General features: G+C 60.3%; 10 protein-coding genes and 1 pseudogene. 5 read left to right on the top strand and 6 right to left on the bottom strand.

Annotated elements, in window-relative coordinates; genetic code table 11:
* Positions 1–128: pseudogene (locus NW845_RS07525) on the top strand (IS630 family transposase); the annotation flags it as partial.
* 148 nt (positions 129–276) lie between these two features.
* Here NW845_RS07525 and NW845_RS07520 read toward each other — a convergent pair.
* Positions 277–555 carry a tyrosine-type recombinase/integrase gene (locus NW845_RS07520; protein ID WP_414377894.1) on the bottom strand — a complete coding sequence of 93 codons (279 nt, stop codon included), beginning with the start codon at positions 553–555 and terminating at the stop codon, positions 277–279.
* 18 nt (positions 556–573) lie between these two features.
* A complete protein-coding gene (locus NW845_RS07515) occupies positions 574–843 on the bottom strand; it encodes a phage integrase N-terminal SAM-like domain-containing protein (protein WP_414366468.1) in 270 nt (89 codons plus the stop codon).
* Positions 844–1,017: 174 nt separating this feature from the next.
* Here NW845_RS07515 and NW845_RS07510 point away from each other — a divergent pair, with 174 nt between their 5' ends.
* The 4 genes from NW845_RS07510 (at position 1,018) to lgt (ending at position 4,645) form a co-directional block, all read left to right on the top strand.
* Positions 1,018–1,350, top strand: coding sequence for a hypothetical protein (locus tag NW845_RS07510; protein ID WP_414349069.1), 333 nt, complete (start codon positions 1,018–1,020; stop codon positions 1,348–1,350).
* 75 nt (positions 1,351–1,425) lie between these two features.
* On the top strand, positions 1,426–2,412 hold the full coding sequence (locus NW845_RS07505) for an ADP-ribosylglycohydrolase family protein (RefSeq protein ID WP_414366466.1): 987 nt from the start codon (positions 1,426–1,428) through the stop codon (positions 2,410–2,412).
* A 339-nt stretch (positions 2,413–2,751) separates the two neighbouring features.
* Positions 2,752–3,444 (top strand): response regulator transcription factor, encoded by a 693-nt coding sequence (locus NW845_RS07500; protein WP_414366464.1) that lies wholly within the window; start codon positions 2,752–2,754, stop codon positions 3,442–3,444.
* Between the two features lie 43 nt (positions 3,445–3,487).
* Positions 3,488–4,645 (top strand): prolipoprotein diacylglyceryl transferase, encoded by a 1,158-nt coding sequence (gene lgt / locus NW845_RS07495; RefSeq protein WP_414377891.1) that lies wholly within the window; start codon positions 3,488–3,490, stop codon positions 4,643–4,645.
* A 29-nt stretch (positions 4,646–4,674) separates the two neighbouring features.
* Here lgt and NW845_RS07490 read toward each other — a convergent pair whose 3' ends face one another.
* The 4 genes from NW845_RS07490 to gltB form a co-directional block, all read right to left on the bottom strand.
* Entirely contained in the window at positions 4,675–6,621 is a 1,947-nt protein-coding gene (locus NW845_RS07490) for a tetratricopeptide repeat protein (RefSeq protein WP_414377889.1), read from the bottom strand.
* Between the two features lie 15 nt (positions 6,622–6,636).
* A complete protein-coding gene (locus tag NW845_RS07485; protein WP_414377887.1) occupies positions 6,637–8,118 on the bottom strand; it encodes a site-2 protease family protein in 1,482 nt (493 codons plus the stop codon).
* A 47-nt stretch (positions 8,119–8,165) separates the two neighbouring features.
* The gene (acsF, locus tag NW845_RS07480; RefSeq protein ID WP_414377886.1) at positions 8,166–9,257 is read right to left on the bottom strand and encodes a magnesium-protoporphyrin IX monomethyl ester (oxidative) cyclase; all 1,092 of its coding nucleotides are present in this window, start codon (positions 9,255–9,257) and stop codon (positions 8,166–8,168) included.
* Positions 9,258–9,355: 98 nt separating this feature from the next.
* Positions 9,356–13,963 carry a glutamate synthase large subunit gene (gltB, locus tag NW845_RS07475; RefSeq protein WP_414377884.1) on the bottom strand — a complete coding sequence of 1,536 codons (4,608 nt, stop codon included), beginning with the start codon at positions 13,961–13,963 and terminating at the stop codon, positions 9,356–9,358.
* Positions 13,964–14,145: the final 182 nt, after the last annotated feature.

The following is a 14,145-nucleotide window of genomic DNA, read 5'->3' as shown; positions in this document are numbered from 1 at the left end:
GTGTTGAAGCATTTTATTCGGCAGTTTTCCAGAGTTGGGAAGTATAGCGTGGAGCAGATAGTGCAGACTTGTTTACTACATCCTGCTTCCGAAGTTGGTTTGCTAAGTGTTGCTACTGTACCCCTTGATTCCTTAACAGGCTGTACCTATTGTTCGTGAGCTGGGAGCAAAATATAAATATAAAGTATAGCGTAAAGAAATCTAATGTACCCCTTGATTCTTGAACAGGCTGTACTTGCGCTCCAAAGCAAAGGGCAAATAGACAGAGCCATATCCTTATTCCAAGTCCTGCTGATGTTGTCGCTGGACCCAGGGCAAGTGTTCTTGCAAAGGTTCCACTAGGGTTTCTGGCAGCATCGTTAACCGGCTCTCCATCCCTTTGCTATGGCGAATCGCCAGTTGCCGTTGGGCAAAATCCACATCTTTAACCCGGAGCTGATGAGCTTCTGCCAACCTCAAGCCACTGCCATACAGCACCTGCACCACCAAGCGATAGATCCCAGACAGATGCACAATGACAGCCTTGACCTCCTCAGGGGTTAAGACCGTAAGCAAATAGCGTGAGCGCTTGGCTCATACGGCGTCTAGGTTAAGGTCTAGCTCCAGACGCAAAACTTCTCGGTAAAGGAACAACAGCGCACTGAGAGCTTGGTTCTGCGTGGACGCCGCCACCCCCTCCTCCACCGCTAAGTGGGTTAAGAAGGCATTGATCTGCTCGCCACCCATCTCCTTGGGGTGTCGCTTGTTGTGAAACAAGATATATCGACGGATCCGGAGAAGATAAAATTTCTTAGTCTGGTAGGAGTAGTGCTTGACTCGGAGAGCATCACTGACCTGCTCCAAAGGTTGTTGGTGAGGGGGCGCTGGGGTTGGTGGGTAGTAGAGGCGAACAGCGAAAAACTTACATAGTGTAACAAGTTACTGCACCCGACTGTATGCTAGGCTATCTTCAGCACTCTAAGTCATTGACGGCGGGTGAGTTCAACTGTTAGGAGTCCTTCTGACAAAGTGCCAATTATGAAAAGCAACTATGACCTGACAACAAGAGATGGCTTTCGGAGCGCAATCAAAGATCTCCGTGAAATTCCTGTTCTTGGCCAAATTTATGCTCCGTTCTTTTGGATCGCTGATAAGGTCTTTGATTTTCTAGAACCTGGGAAAGCTGTAGAGAAGCAATCGAAGGTAGCCGTTGACCTAATCAAGGCCGGCAAAGAACACGGGGCAAAACGGATGAAAATTATGATGGATGAGCAGGCAGGCTTCCATCTAGATGTCCCCATTGAGGGGGTAAAAGTGAATGTTGGTGCTGGTAGTAAAGGAAAGGTTTTAATAGATATTGAGTATTCCTAACTCATCGCTGCAGGCGCGACGGCCCTGACGGGCCGCGGACTGAGCTCAAACGTTACCCCACTTGGGAGAACGCAGATGCAGCAACAAGACCGTTTCCGTGGGTGTCTTCTCGGTCTTGCCGTTGGGGATGCTATCGGCACTACCGTTGAGTTTCGTCCACGGGGAAGCTTTACACCGCTGACGGATATGGTTGGCGGAGGTCCATTCCATCTCCGTGCAGGCCAGTGGACTGATGATACTTCGATGGCGCTTTGCCTAGCAACCAGCCTTGTTGAGTGCAACGGGTTCGACGCTCATGATCAAATGAGGCGTTATTGCAAGTGGGCCGAGACGGGTTACTTGAGCAGTACTGGGACATGCTTCGACATAGGTTCTACGACCGCCTCTGCATTGCGCAGGTTTCGCCAGACAGGAAACCCCTTTGCCGGGTCAAGCGATCCGCGCTCAGCCGGCAATGGGTGCATAACGCGGTTAGCGCCGATTCCTATGTTCTTCTTCCCGAACCTGGAAGCAGCAGAACGATTTGCAGCGGAGAGTTCCCGAATTACTCACGGTGCGGCGGAATGCCTAGATGCTTGTCGTCTTTTGGCGCGGATCATTTGTCGGGCATTATCTGGCAGCTCAAAGGATGAGGTTGCCCTGGGTGACAGCCAGACATTCGTGGGGGCCGAGAAGATCGTTGCGATTGCCCGCGGAGCCTACCGTCAAAAGCTGGAAGATGAGATACGAGGCTCCGGGTATGTGGTGGACAGTCTGGAAGCGGCGATGTGGTGTTTTGTTCGTTCCCACAGTTTTGAGGAAGCGGTTCTCATGGCGGCAAATCTAGGCAACGATGCCGACACAACCGCTGCGGTATGTGGGCAAGTGGCAGGAGCGTACTATGGTGTACAAGGAATTCCTGTCGCCTGGCTAGAACGGCTTGCGTTACATTTGGAGATTGCGGAGCTCGCTGACCGGCTGTACAGCGCGAGCAAGAAGAGAGCGGCATACCGTTATGTTGCCAGCCCTAATAGCTTGTGGGTGATGGGAAGGGATCCCAATCTCGTCTACTCTTTCTCCTAGCAGAGATAAAACCGGAAGCAGTGACAGCTTAGAGATCCCCAAGCAGAATGCAATCAGCAGATCGAGAAGAACTCTAGCCCTGGAAAACTTAACTTTCTAATCCCGTCAGCACTGCCAGCAAGGAAGTCCCAGGAGCTATGCTAGGCTGGGCTGCTAGACAGGTCAAAATCTTTATAGGAACTCAGGTACAGCCTGTCAAAGAATCAAGGGGTACGGTAGCAACACTCAGCAAACCAACTTCGGGAGCAGGATGGATTGATCAGTACTGCCAGTTCCCACGGCTAAGGTATGCTGGTGGGCAGTGAGCAAGTTTCCCGCCTCTTCTTTTGAGGAGAGAGTATGCCAGAACCGGAATCCTCCTCTGCCCACATTCTGGTGATCGAAGATGAGGCCAAACTGGCCCGTTTCCTGGAAACTGAGCTGGCCTATAGGGGATATCGGGTGAGTGTGGTCGGCGATGGCACGGCAGGGTTGGCGGCAGCCCGCGACCAGAATCCCGACTTGGTGCTGCTGGACTGGCTGTTGCCCGGGATCTCAGGGTTGGAGGTTTGTCGGCAACTGCGCTTGACGGGCAACCGCGTGCCCGTGGTGCTGATGACCGCCGGCGACGAGGTGGCAGATCGGGTGGCAGGGCTGGATGCTGGGGCAGATGACTACGTGGTCAAGCCCTTTAGCCTGCAGGAGTTGCTGGCGCGGATACGGATCTATTTGCAGCACCCCAAGGGATCCCGCGACGGCCGGTTGGTGTTTATGGATTTGACACTGGATCCGGTGACGCGGCAGGCGAGCCGGGGAGAGCGACAGGTGGAGCTGACGGCCAAGGAATATGAGCTGCTGCGCTACTTGATGGAACACCCTCGCCAGGTGCTCAGCCGCCAACAGATTTTGGAGCATGTGTGGGGGTATGACTTTACGGGCGACTCCAACATCATCGAGGTTTATATTCGCTATTTGCGCCTCAAGATCGAAGGCCAAGGGGAAAAGCGCCTCATCCAAACAGTGCGCGGTGTAGGCTATGTGTTGCGCGAGTAGAGGCAAGCTGGATCGACAGGGGGACTGAGTTGAGGATTTTGAGGTGCAGAGCGTGCTGTTAATGAACCTATGGGGTGCAAGGCTGCTGGGCCTTACCTTCAGCTCACCGGGAGAGTTTGTCTTCCGTTTTCCCCCTGAAACTCCGCTGGTAGGTGGGCTGGGGCTGCGCTGGTACGGCCTGCTGATGGCTATTGCCGTGTTGGTCGGCCTGCTCCTAACCAAAGCCCTAGCAGAGGCTCGCCATCTGGAGAAAGAGCCCGGCAAGGCCAGCGAACGGGTCGAGATCCTGGCCCTGTGGCTGGTGGTGTCTGGGTTTCTGGGCGCCCGCCTCTACTATGTCCTCACCCACTGGTCAGAGTTCAGGGACGATCCCCTCTCGGCCTTCGCCATCTGGCGGGGAGGCATCATCATCCACGGTGGGATCTTGGCTGGCGCGCTTGCTCTTTGCCTCTATTGCCGCGCCACCGGGATCAACGGCTGGAAGTACGCCGATGTGCTCACGCCGGGGTTAATCTTGGGCCAAGCCATCGGGCGCTGGGGCAATTTTTTTAACTCCGAGGCCTACGGTGCCCCTATTCCCCCCGACAGCAGGTGGCCCTTGCGGGTATACATCCCCCCCCAAGCCCGCGAGCCGGAATACAGCCAGTTTGAGTTTTTTCACCCCATCTTTTTCTACGAGAGCCTCCTTAACCTGGTTCTGTTTGCTCTCTTGATGGGGATGTTCTGGCGATTTCCCAAGCTTAAGGATGGCACCTGGGTTTGGACCTATGTTGTCGGCTACAGCTTAATTCGCATCCCTTATGAAATCTTGCGCGTCTCGGCGGTGGCCTATCTGCCGGGAACTACCATCAAGGCTGCCTATGTGGCCAGCGCCATAGGCCTAGTGCTTGGGATCGGCATGCTGATCTACATGTACCGGCTGCGCTTTGATCCCGATCTGGAGCAATTGGCGGCTTGGCTGGCCGAACGAGCAGGGCTGGAGCTGGAAACAGCCGCAGAGCTTGTGCAGCGGGCTTGGGCCATCCAGCAAAAGCACCGCCGCGCCGACTTGCTGGATCGCGTCACTCTGGCCATGCCTCATTTTCCCAGTGCCCTTGCCCCCCATCTCTCGCTGGGCCAACGGGAGCTGCTGATGCGGCAACTGTTCTGCCGTCTGGAAGGCCGGGATCCCGCTGGAGAAGGGCTGGCCCAAGCAGGTTAGCGCTAGGGCTATCAGGCTGAAACCAACCCTCAGGTCTTTAGACTTTGCAACCAGGCTTCCAGGGCGCGGATGGGGGCCGGATCCCGGTAGACGCGCTCCTGGCGGGCTTTTACCTGCTGGCCCATCTGTTCCCGCCAGCAGTCATCCAGGCCCAGGCGCACAGCCATCTGGACATACTCATCTAGGTTAGAGGCGATGGTTGCATGGATCCCCATCTGCTGCAGGATGGCGTAGGTGTGGCGACCCCGCATTAGGGATCCCGGCAGCGTGACGATGGGCAGCCCGTGGGGCAGGGCTTCCAGGGTGGTGTTGCCGCCAGACCAGCCAATGCTGTCCAGGTAAACATCTCCCAGGGCGTTGTAGGCGGCATATTGGGCGGGGGAGAGTTCCGGCAGCAGCAGCACATAGTCTTCTACGGCCAGGCCGTAGGCGCGGAAGGCCCGCTGTAGCCGTTGCCAGAAGCGCTGGCGGATCCCTTGGGAGAGGCGGCCCCGCAAAAACAGGAATTGACACCGCCCCACCTCCCGAGCAATGCGGGGGAAGACCTCGTCGTACAGGGGCAGGTACTTAAACAGAGATTGGGCGCAGAGGTAGAGCACCCTATCGGGATCCACCCCCCACGCTTGCCAGTCCACAGGGGCAGGGTCAACGTCCAAAGGGATGTAGTAGGTGCCGATGCCGGGTAGGGGCAGGAGCTGCTCGGTGTAGTGGTCGGCCCCATCCGGCGGCTCCATTAGTTCGCTGCTGATGAAAACGTCCAGCGTCGGCAGGCCAGAGGTTTGCGGATGTCCCCAGGCCATGGCCTGCACAGGGGCCAAACGCAAGGCGGCCAACTGGGCGCAGACCGGGTCAATGCCCACTTCCGGGTAGAGGAGCACGTCCAGTTGGGCCCCTCGAATTGCCGCCTGCCACTCCGCCAAGCTGCGGGATCCGGCTATAAACTGCTCAAAACGCGGTGGCAGGGAGCGCGTAATCTCGTCTTGGACGGCCGAGGTGTGGAAGCCGTAGAGGGCCACTTGGGAGCGATCCAAAGCTTCTACCCAGCCGTGGGTCAGGATCTTCCAAACAGAGTGATCCCGGAACAGGCCGGAGACGATACCCACCCGCAGCCGCCCAGGACGGCGCCGCAGGAGAACGGGGGGCTGCGGGTAGCGAGCCGCCATCACCTCCCCTACCAGGGATCCGTACAGGTGCTGCAGCTCGCGGTCGTTCTGGCCCTGGTAGGGCAAAAAGAAGGGTTGGACGGAGCCAACACCAGCAGCTGCCCGCTCTAGGGTTTTGGGATCCCGCGGCAGTTGTGCCCAGCGGGCCTTCACCTGCTGCAGAGCTTGGCGGTAGCGCTCCCGGGCAACTGGGATCTGCTCAGAGGTGTCGTAGAGCAGGGGCAACTGGCTGACACACCAGCCCAGGGCCGCCGCCAAATCGGCCGGATCGGCTTGCCAGAGGCGGTAGAACAGCTCGGCAGCTTCCTCCTCCCGGCCACAGTCCCGCAGCAGGATGGCCAGCGTATAGGCAGCATCGGCAAAGTCTGGCTGCAACTCCAGAGCCTGCCTCAGCGGCACCAGGGCCGCCTCCAACTCCCCCTGCTGCCGCAGCACCAGTCCCAACTGGTACAGAACTTCCGGATCCGGCCCCCCTTGCTCCAGAGCCCGCTGGAGGTGGGCTTTTGCCTCCCCCAGCCGCCCCGCCTGCTTGAGAACAATGCCCAAATTCAAGTGGGCGTCGGGAAACCACGGCTGCTGCGCCAAGGCCTGCTGCATCAGGGCAATGGCTTCCTCCAGGGATCCCTGCTGCTGCCGGCAGACCCCCAAAAGGTGCAGCGCCTCCGGGTGGGCAGGCTGGGCTTGCAACACCTGTTGGTAGAGGGAGCTGGCCTCTTCCAGTTGCCCCCTCTGGTGATGGTGGACAGCCTGAAGCAGCAGGCGCTGCAGGTGCTTCTCTCGGCTGGGGCCAAAGCCCTTTCCCGGCGGCGACATCGAGCTTCCCAGACTTTAGCCGTTGGGGAGGTTGAGGAAGCCCGCCAAGGCTGGGGCAATGGGCAGCAGGGTCATCACCATCAAAAAGAGAGCTAGCAGCGCCAAGGCATCCCGCTGGCCGTCGGTTTCGGTAATCTCATCCTGCGGGGGACGCTCCGGCTCGCGGGCAATAAAGAGAATCAGCAGCGCCCAGTAGAGGGCCAAAACATTACTGATGGCTGCCACTGCCAGAGCAATCAGGGTGATGACCGTAGCACGTGCCGCCGTCTTCCGCCCGTACACCGCCTGCACGATCCGCCCGCCATCCAACTGGCCCGCTGGCAGCAGGCTCAAGGCGGTGATGGCCAAGCCAATCCAGCCCACGGCCACGAAGGGGTGAATGGGCACCAGCTCCCCCTGCAACTGGGATCCCAGCACCAGCCGCGCCAGCGTGCCCACCAGGATGGAACTACGGAAGATCTCCGTGGGCACGTATAGGCCACCGGAGCCGGAGAGCTTCAGGCCAACCAGCAGCACCACCAGGGAAAGAAGCCCCCCCGCCGCCGGGCCGGCAAAGGCAATGTCAAACAGAGCCTTGCGGTTGGGCACCGGCGACTGGATGCGGTTTAGGGATCCCAGCGTGCCAATCCCCAAGCTGGGGATCACAAAAGCTGGGCTGAGGCGTACCCCATATTTGCCGGCCATCCAGCGGTGTCCGGTCTCGTGCATCAGCAAAATGGCAAAGATCCCCGCCGCCACCGGCAGGGCCTCCACCCAGCGCCCCGGCGCCTCTAACAGCCGGAAGCCGAGCAAGTTGGCCCCCACCTCCAAAGTGGCCAGAAAGCTAGCTATCATCAGGCCCACGGCCAGGATCTGTGCACCTGTCGAAGCGCGGTAGTTGACAATCTCATCTGGCAAGACCACCACCGCCGGCTTTTCCGAGGCATCTTCCACCAAAAACAGTTGGTAGCGGTTGCCCAGCCGCTCCTTCAGCTTTTCTGTCAGCAGGGGCACCACTACCTCTGCGTCCCGGCGGAGGTTGCCCTTGAAGATTGCCCCCTCCCCATAGGGAATAGTCTCGGTGACAAAGAAGGTGTCCAGACTGAAGATGGATTGAATCGCCTGCAAATCTTCCGCAGAGATGCCCCGCAAGACCAAAGGTTGCTCGACAGGCGTCTCCCCAGCCCCTTCCGAGGGGATTTCCTGCCGCTCCTCCATCTGGGCCAACTGCTGTCGCCGCGCCTGCAGCTCCTGCTGGGCCAACTGGCGGGTTTTGCGCCCCACGGCAATGTAGAGCCCCGTGAACACCAGCAATAGCAGCAGGAAGCCAGCAAAGCTGAGGTAAACCCCAAACAGCAAGAGCCCTAGGAAGACCACCCAGGGCAAAAGGAGCAGGGATCCCTGGAACCACACCCAGACAGCTAAGGATCCCCGCCGGCGGGCTCGCCAGAACCCCCAACCCAAAAACGCCAGCGTTCCCAACAAAAAGAGGGGCGTAATCTCGGCGGCGATGTTCATGGCTGACCTACGAGGTTTACCGATACTGAGCTGGGATCAAGAGCCGCTCAAGCAGAAACAGGCGCTTCTTCAAAACGAGGCTCCGGCTGCTCCCACAAGTAAAAGCCAGCTTTGCGCGGTTTGAGCAGGAACAGCCGCAGGAACTGGTAGGCGTTGTTGAGGTAAAGGGGCAGCTTGCGCAGGCCCTTGAAGGGGCCAGAACCGCGGGCAATCTCCCTCAACTTGGCGTTGTTGGCCACGCACTTCTGCAGCCGGCGCACAAACTCAGGGTTCTCCACATCCAGCACCACCGGGAAGACCTTGGCCGCCTCGCGGTTGGTCTTGTAGATCACCTCCATATCGTAGGTATGGGGATCCAGGCCGATGAGGCGGTAGAAGTCCGGGCGCTCGCCCACGTCGTTGAGGTACATGGTGGCAAATACCGACAGCAGGAAGAAGCGGCACCACAGCTCCGCTACCCATCCCTTGAGCAGCCGCGGCTGGCTCAGGAGCATGAGGGCAAAGAAATCGCCGTGGCGGTTCTCGTCCTGGCACCAGTTCTTGAAGAAATTGAAGATGGGGTAGATGCGGTTTTCGGGATGAGCTTCGAGGTGGCGGTAGATGAGGATGTAGCGCCAGTAGCCGATCTTCTCGGAGAGATAGGTGGCGTAGAAGATAAAGCGGGGCGCAAAGTAGGTGTAGGACTTGTGCTTGGTCAAAAAGCCCAGGTCAAAGGCCATGTTGAAGTCGCCCATGGCGCGGTTGAGGAAGCCGGCGTGGCGGGCCTCATCGCGGCTCATCAGGGCAAAGCACTCGGCCAAGACCGGGTTGGTCTCCTTCAGCTTGCGAGATAGCTCCTTGTAGAGCAGGAAGCCAGAGAACTCCGCCGTGCAGGAGCGCTCCAAAAACTCCACAAACAGCCGCCGCGCCTCCGGATCAAGCCGGCTTTCCCAATCTTGGTTGAACTCCTCGCCGCGGACAAAGTGGTGGCGGTTGTAGTCGGCGCGAAACTCCTCCAGGATGGCCCGGAAGTCGGCCTCTCGATCGCCTAACCCCATCTTGGCGATGGCCTCGAAGTCGGTGGTGTAGAAGCGCGGTGTCAGGATGGTCTCAGTGGGCACTCGCGCCTGGGTTTGGGTAGCTTGCAAAGTGGAACTCATAGGGGTTACAGGATGAAAAGGCCAGTATACTCTCGCAGTTTACCAGCCTCTTTGGCCGTCGAGGGGATAAGAAGTGTTACCGACAGGCCCCGGATCCCCTACGACGGCAGCGCCACCGGCTGGGATCGCGTGGGATCCGTCAGCTCACTCCCCTCCTCCGAAGGCGGGATCACCTGCCAGAAGAGAGGCAGGTAGCGCTCCCAGTTCTGCAGGATGCGCTCAGCTTTGGGAGAATGAGTGCGGCGGTAGTGCTCCTGGATCAGGCCCTTCAGTTGTGCTTCCGCCGCCGCCGTCTGTATCCGCTGGATGCGCACGATCTCGCCGTTGACCTTGGCGGGGAAGTTGCCCTCCTCGTCCAGCACGTAGGCTAGGCCGCCGGTCATGCCCGCTCCCAGGTTGCGGCCCACCCGCCCCAGCACCACCACCACGCCGCCGGTCATGTATTCGCAGCAGTGGTCGCCGGATCCCTCAATTACCGCCTGAGCGCCGGAGTTGCGCACGGCAAAGCGCTCTCCCGCCTGGCCGTTGGCAAACAGGGATCCGCCGGTGGCCCCGTACAGACAGGTGTTGCCTAGGATCACGTTTTCTGCTGGATCCCGCGGAGCTTCTGGGGGAGCCAGAATGACAATTTCACCGCCACACATGCTCTTACCCACGTAGTCGTTGGCTTCCCCCGTCAGAGTCAGGCGCATGCCCGCCAAGGTAAAGGCCCCAAAGCTCTGGCCGGCGCTGCCCACAAAGCGCAGATCCAGCAGCCCCCCTTGTCGGGCAAAGCCGGTATCCCCATACAGCCGGGCCAGGGTGCCGGCAATGCGTCCGCCCACGCAGCGATCCGTGTTGGCGATGGGGAGCTCTACTGTAGCTGTGTCGCAGGTCTCGATGGCCTTTTGCACCTCGGGCCGCGCCAGGATTGCCTCGTCCAGAACCGGGCCGTTGCCATGCACCAGCTCATGCTCCAGCCACTTGGGCCGCTGGTGGGGAGCGAAGCCGGGGGGAGTCCGCAACAGATAGTCCAAGTTGAGGGACTGGGTTTTCTCCAGAGCCGCGTCGGTACGGGGGCAGAGTAGATCCACGCGCCCAATCACCTCCTCCAAGGAGCGGTAGCCCAGTTGGGCTAGGACTTGGCGCACCTCCTCGGCCACAAAGGTAAAGAAAGTTACTACCTGGTCAGGAGTGCCGGGGAAGCGCTTGCGCAGCTCCTCTTTCTGGCTGGTCACCCCCACCGGGCAGTTGTTGGTGTGGCAGACCCGCGCCATGATGCACCCCTCGGCAATCATGGCCACTGTCCCGAAGCCAAACTCTTCCGCCCCCAGCATGGCCGCCATCACCACTTCCCAGCCGGTGCGAATGCCGCCGTCCACGCGCAGAATCACCCGCTGCCGCAGGCCGTTCTCCAGCAGGGCGTGATGCACTTCCACCAGGCCCAGCTCCCAGGGTGCCCCCGCATGTTTGATCGAGCTCAAAGGAGAAGCCCCTGTGCCTCCCTCGTGGCCGGAGATCTGGATGATGTCGGCATTGGCTTTGGCCACCCCTGCCGCCACCGTGCCAATGCCCACCTCCGCCACCAGCTTCACCGACACCTGCGCCTGCGGATTGACCTGGTGCAGGTCGAAGATCAACTGGGCCAGATCCTCAATCGAGTAGATGTCGTGGTGGGGTGGCGGCGAGATCAAGGTCACCCCCGGCTTAGAGCGGCGCAGCTTGGCAATGTAGGGGCTGACCTTTTTGCCCGGCAGTTGTCCGCCCTCGCCCGGCTTGGCTCCCTGGGCAATTTTGATCTCGATTTGCTGCGCGTTAAGCAGGTACTCCGGCGTCACGCCAAAGCGGCCCGAAGCCACCTGCTTCACCGCCGAGCTGGCATTGTCCCCCATGCGCAGGCCCTTCAGGTGGGGGAAGCGCGCCGAGGTGCCCTCCGGCGTCACATCGGTAATGGGGATGTAGCGCTCCGGATCTTCTCCACCCTCGCCGGAGTTGGACTTGCCGCCAATGCGGTTCATGGCAATGGCTAGGGTCTCGTGGGCCTCGCGGCTGAGGGCCCCTAGCGACATTCCCCCCGTGGCAAAGCGCTTGAAGATCTCGGTGGCCGGCTCTACCTCTTCTAGGGGAATGGGATCCCGGTCGCTGCGAAAGTCCAGCAGATCCCGCAGGGCTGTGGGGGGGCGGTGGCGCAGATGGGCCCGGTAGATCTCGTAGTGGTCGGGCTGTCCTGAGGCAATGGCCTTGTGCAGCAGCTTGGCCATCTCCGGGCTGTTGATGTGGTACTCCCCCTTGGGCCGCGCTTGGATAAAGCCAAAGTTCTCCAATTTTTTCGCGCTCAGCTCGGGGAAGGCGCGGCAGTGGTTGGCCATACCCTCGCGGGCCAGTTCCGCCAGCGTCATCCCCCCGACCCGCGACACCGTGCCGCGGAAGGCCAGCTCGATCACCTCTTGGCTGAGGCCGATGGCCTCGAAGATCTGCGCCCCGTGGTAGCTGGAGAGCAGAGAAATGCCCATCTTGGAGAGGATCTTGAGCAAGCCCGCCTCGATGGCCGTGCGGTACTTCAGTTGGGCTTCGGCCAAAGAGAGCTGGGGCAGCTTGCCGGCGGCCATTTGGGTTTGCGTCTTGGGCTTGTGCCACCACTGGCGCACCGCCTCGTAGGCCAGGTAAGGGCAGACGGCGCTGGCCCCATAGCCAATCAAGCAGGCAAAGTGGTGGGTACTCCAGCATTGGGCGGTCTCCACCACCAGAGAAGCGCGTAGGCGCAGCCCCTCCTGGATGAGGTGATGGTGGACAGCCCCGACGGCCAGCAGGGGCGGGATCAAGGCTTGCTCAGCACTGAGACCGCGATCCGAAAGGATCAAGATCTCGGCCCCCTCCCGCACTGCCTGCGCCGCCTTTTGGCACAGGGCTCGCACCTGAGCGGCCAGCCCTTCTGGCCCAGCGGCTACCGGGTAGAGGATGGGCAGCGTCCGGCAAGAGAAAGGCGTCCGCTGCAGGGCAGCCAGCTCCGCCTCGTTGAGCACCGGGCTGCGTAGGTGCAGCAGGCGAGCATGCTCCGGACGGATCTCCAGCAGGTTGCCTTTGGATCCCAGGTACACCTCCAAAGACATCACCAAGCTTTCCCGCAGGGGATCGATGGCGGGGTTGGTGACCTGGGCAAAGCGCTGCTTGAAGTAGTCGTAAAGGGGGTGGGGCTGGGCGGAGAGCACCGCCAGCGGCGCGTCGTCCCCCATGCTGAAAACCGGCTCCTTGCCCGTAGCCGCCATCTCCTCGATGATCATCTCCACATCTTCCGAGGAGTAGCCGCAGGCAGTCTGAATCTGAAGGAGTCGCTCTTCGGTGAGCTGCGGGGCGCTCTCAAAGTCTTGGCCAGCGAGCTGAACGCGGTAAGCCCTCAACCACTCTCCATAGGGGTGCTGAGCCGCCACCTGGGTCTTGATCTCCCAGTTTCTGTAGAGCTGGCCACTTTGCAGATCCACCGTCAGCATCTGCCCTGGCCCCAGCCGCCCCTTTTCTAGGATCTCGGCTTCCGGCAGGGGAACCACCCCCGCTTCCGAAGCCACCACCAGCAACCCATCGCGGCTAAGGGCGTAGCGGGCTGGGCGCAGGCCATTGCGATCCAGAGTGGCGCCAATGGTTTTGCCGTCGCAGAAGACCACCATCGCCGGCCCATCCCATGCTTCCTGCAGGCCAGCGAAAAACTCGTAGAAGTCCACCACTTCCGGGTGATCCTGCAGCTCTGGTTGGTGGCGGTAGGCTTCCGGGATCAGCACCATCATTGCCTGCTGGCTGGAGTAGCCGGAGGCAACCAAGAGCTCAAAGACCGCGTCCAGGCCTGCCGAGTCGCTGGTGCCGGGATCGATGACGGGTTTGAGCTCCTCGATGGCCTCGCCCCAGAGGGGATGGGCCAAAGAGGGCTCGCGGGCAGCCATCCAGTTGACATTGCCCAGGTAGGTGTTGATCTCGCCGTTGTGGCAGAGGTAGCGGAAGGGCTGGGCCAGCGACCAGCGGGGCAGCGTGTTGGTGCTGAAGCGGCGGTGGTAGGTGGCGTAGGCGGTGGCGTAGAGGGGGTTGTGCAGATCGCGGTAAAACTGGCCCAGCGCGGCTGACTGTACCATACCTTTGTAGACAATGAGCCGGCAGGAGAGAGAAGCAAAATAGATGGAGTAAAAGCCGAACCGGCTTTCCACCTGCCGCCGCAGGCGCCGCCGCAAGAGGTAAAGCTGCCGCTCCAGCTCATCTCCCTCCAGCCTGGGATGGGTAAGAAGCATCTGCCAGATGGAGGGCAGGGTTTGCCGTGCCATTGGCCCCAGACAGTCTGGATTGACCGGCACCCGGCGCCAGAGGGGCCGTCCCCACTCTGTGGCAGCCAAGTACTCGTCGATGAGCTGGCGCACCGCCTGGCACTCGGCGGGATCCGGGGGCAAGAACACCATACCCACGGCACTGCGGCGGGGATCCCAAGCTCGGATCTCCTCCCTCTCTGCCTGCAGCAGCGCCCAGGGAATGGCCGTGGTAATGCCGGCTCCATCGCCGCTTTGGTTGTCGCCGCCACAGCCGCCGCGGTGCTCCATGCAGGTAAGGGCAGCGAGGGTTTTTTGCAGCAGCTCGTGGCTGGCCCTCCCCTGGCGATCCACCAGGAACCCGACGCCGCAGGCATCCCGCTCTTGAAAGTGCCAGCTTTCCTGCAGGATAGGAACCGAGACCTGGGAGCGATGGGGGGTCATAGGAGGAAAAACGGCTGGGAATCGTTCACGTTGTTAGAGTTGGGAAACTAGCATATCGCAATTCCATCCAACTGGAAAAGAGGGCAGCCCCACGTCAGGCTGGATTTTGCTGGGGAAGCCATCGGAATCAGCGAAGAAAACCACGAAAGGCTCACTGTGAACAGGTGCCTCGAGTTTTTTTC

The sequence above is a fragment of the Synechococcus sp. H60.2 genome, from assembly GCF_047462315.1.
Classification (GTDB): domain Bacteria; phylum Cyanobacteriota; class Cyanobacteriia; order Thermostichales; family Thermostichaceae; genus Thermostichus.
This window is presented reverse-complemented; position numbering and strand designations above follow the sequence as displayed.

Bases quoted from the DNA above. Each gene is read 5' to 3' on its own strand.
- acsF (WP_414377886.1), bottom strand. From the start codon at position 9,257: ATGAGTTCCACTTTGCAAGCTACCCAAACCCAGGCGCGAGTGCCCACT.
- NW845_RS07505 (WP_414366466.1), top strand. From the start codon at position 1,426: ATGCAGCAACAAGACCGTTTCCGTGGGTGTCTTCTCGGTCTTGCCGTT.
- NW845_RS07485 (WP_414377887.1), bottom strand. From the start codon at position 8,118: ATGAACATCGCCGCCGAGATTACGCCCCTCTTTTTGTTGGGAACGCTG.
- gltB (WP_414377884.1), bottom strand. From the start codon at position 13,963: ATGACCCCCCATCGCTCCCAGGTCTCGGTTCCTATCCTGCAGGAAAGC.
- NW845_RS07500 (WP_414366464.1), top strand. From the start codon at position 2,752: ATGCCAGAACCGGAATCCTCCTCTGCCCACATTCTGGTGATCGAAGAT.
- NW845_RS07510 (WP_414349069.1), top strand. From the start codon at position 1,018: ATGAAAAGCAACTATGACCTGACAACAAGAGATGGCTTTCGGAGCGCA.
- NW845_RS07490 (WP_414377889.1), bottom strand. From the start codon at position 6,621: ATGTCGCCGCCGGGAAAGGGCTTTGGCCCCAGCCGAGAGAAGCACCTG.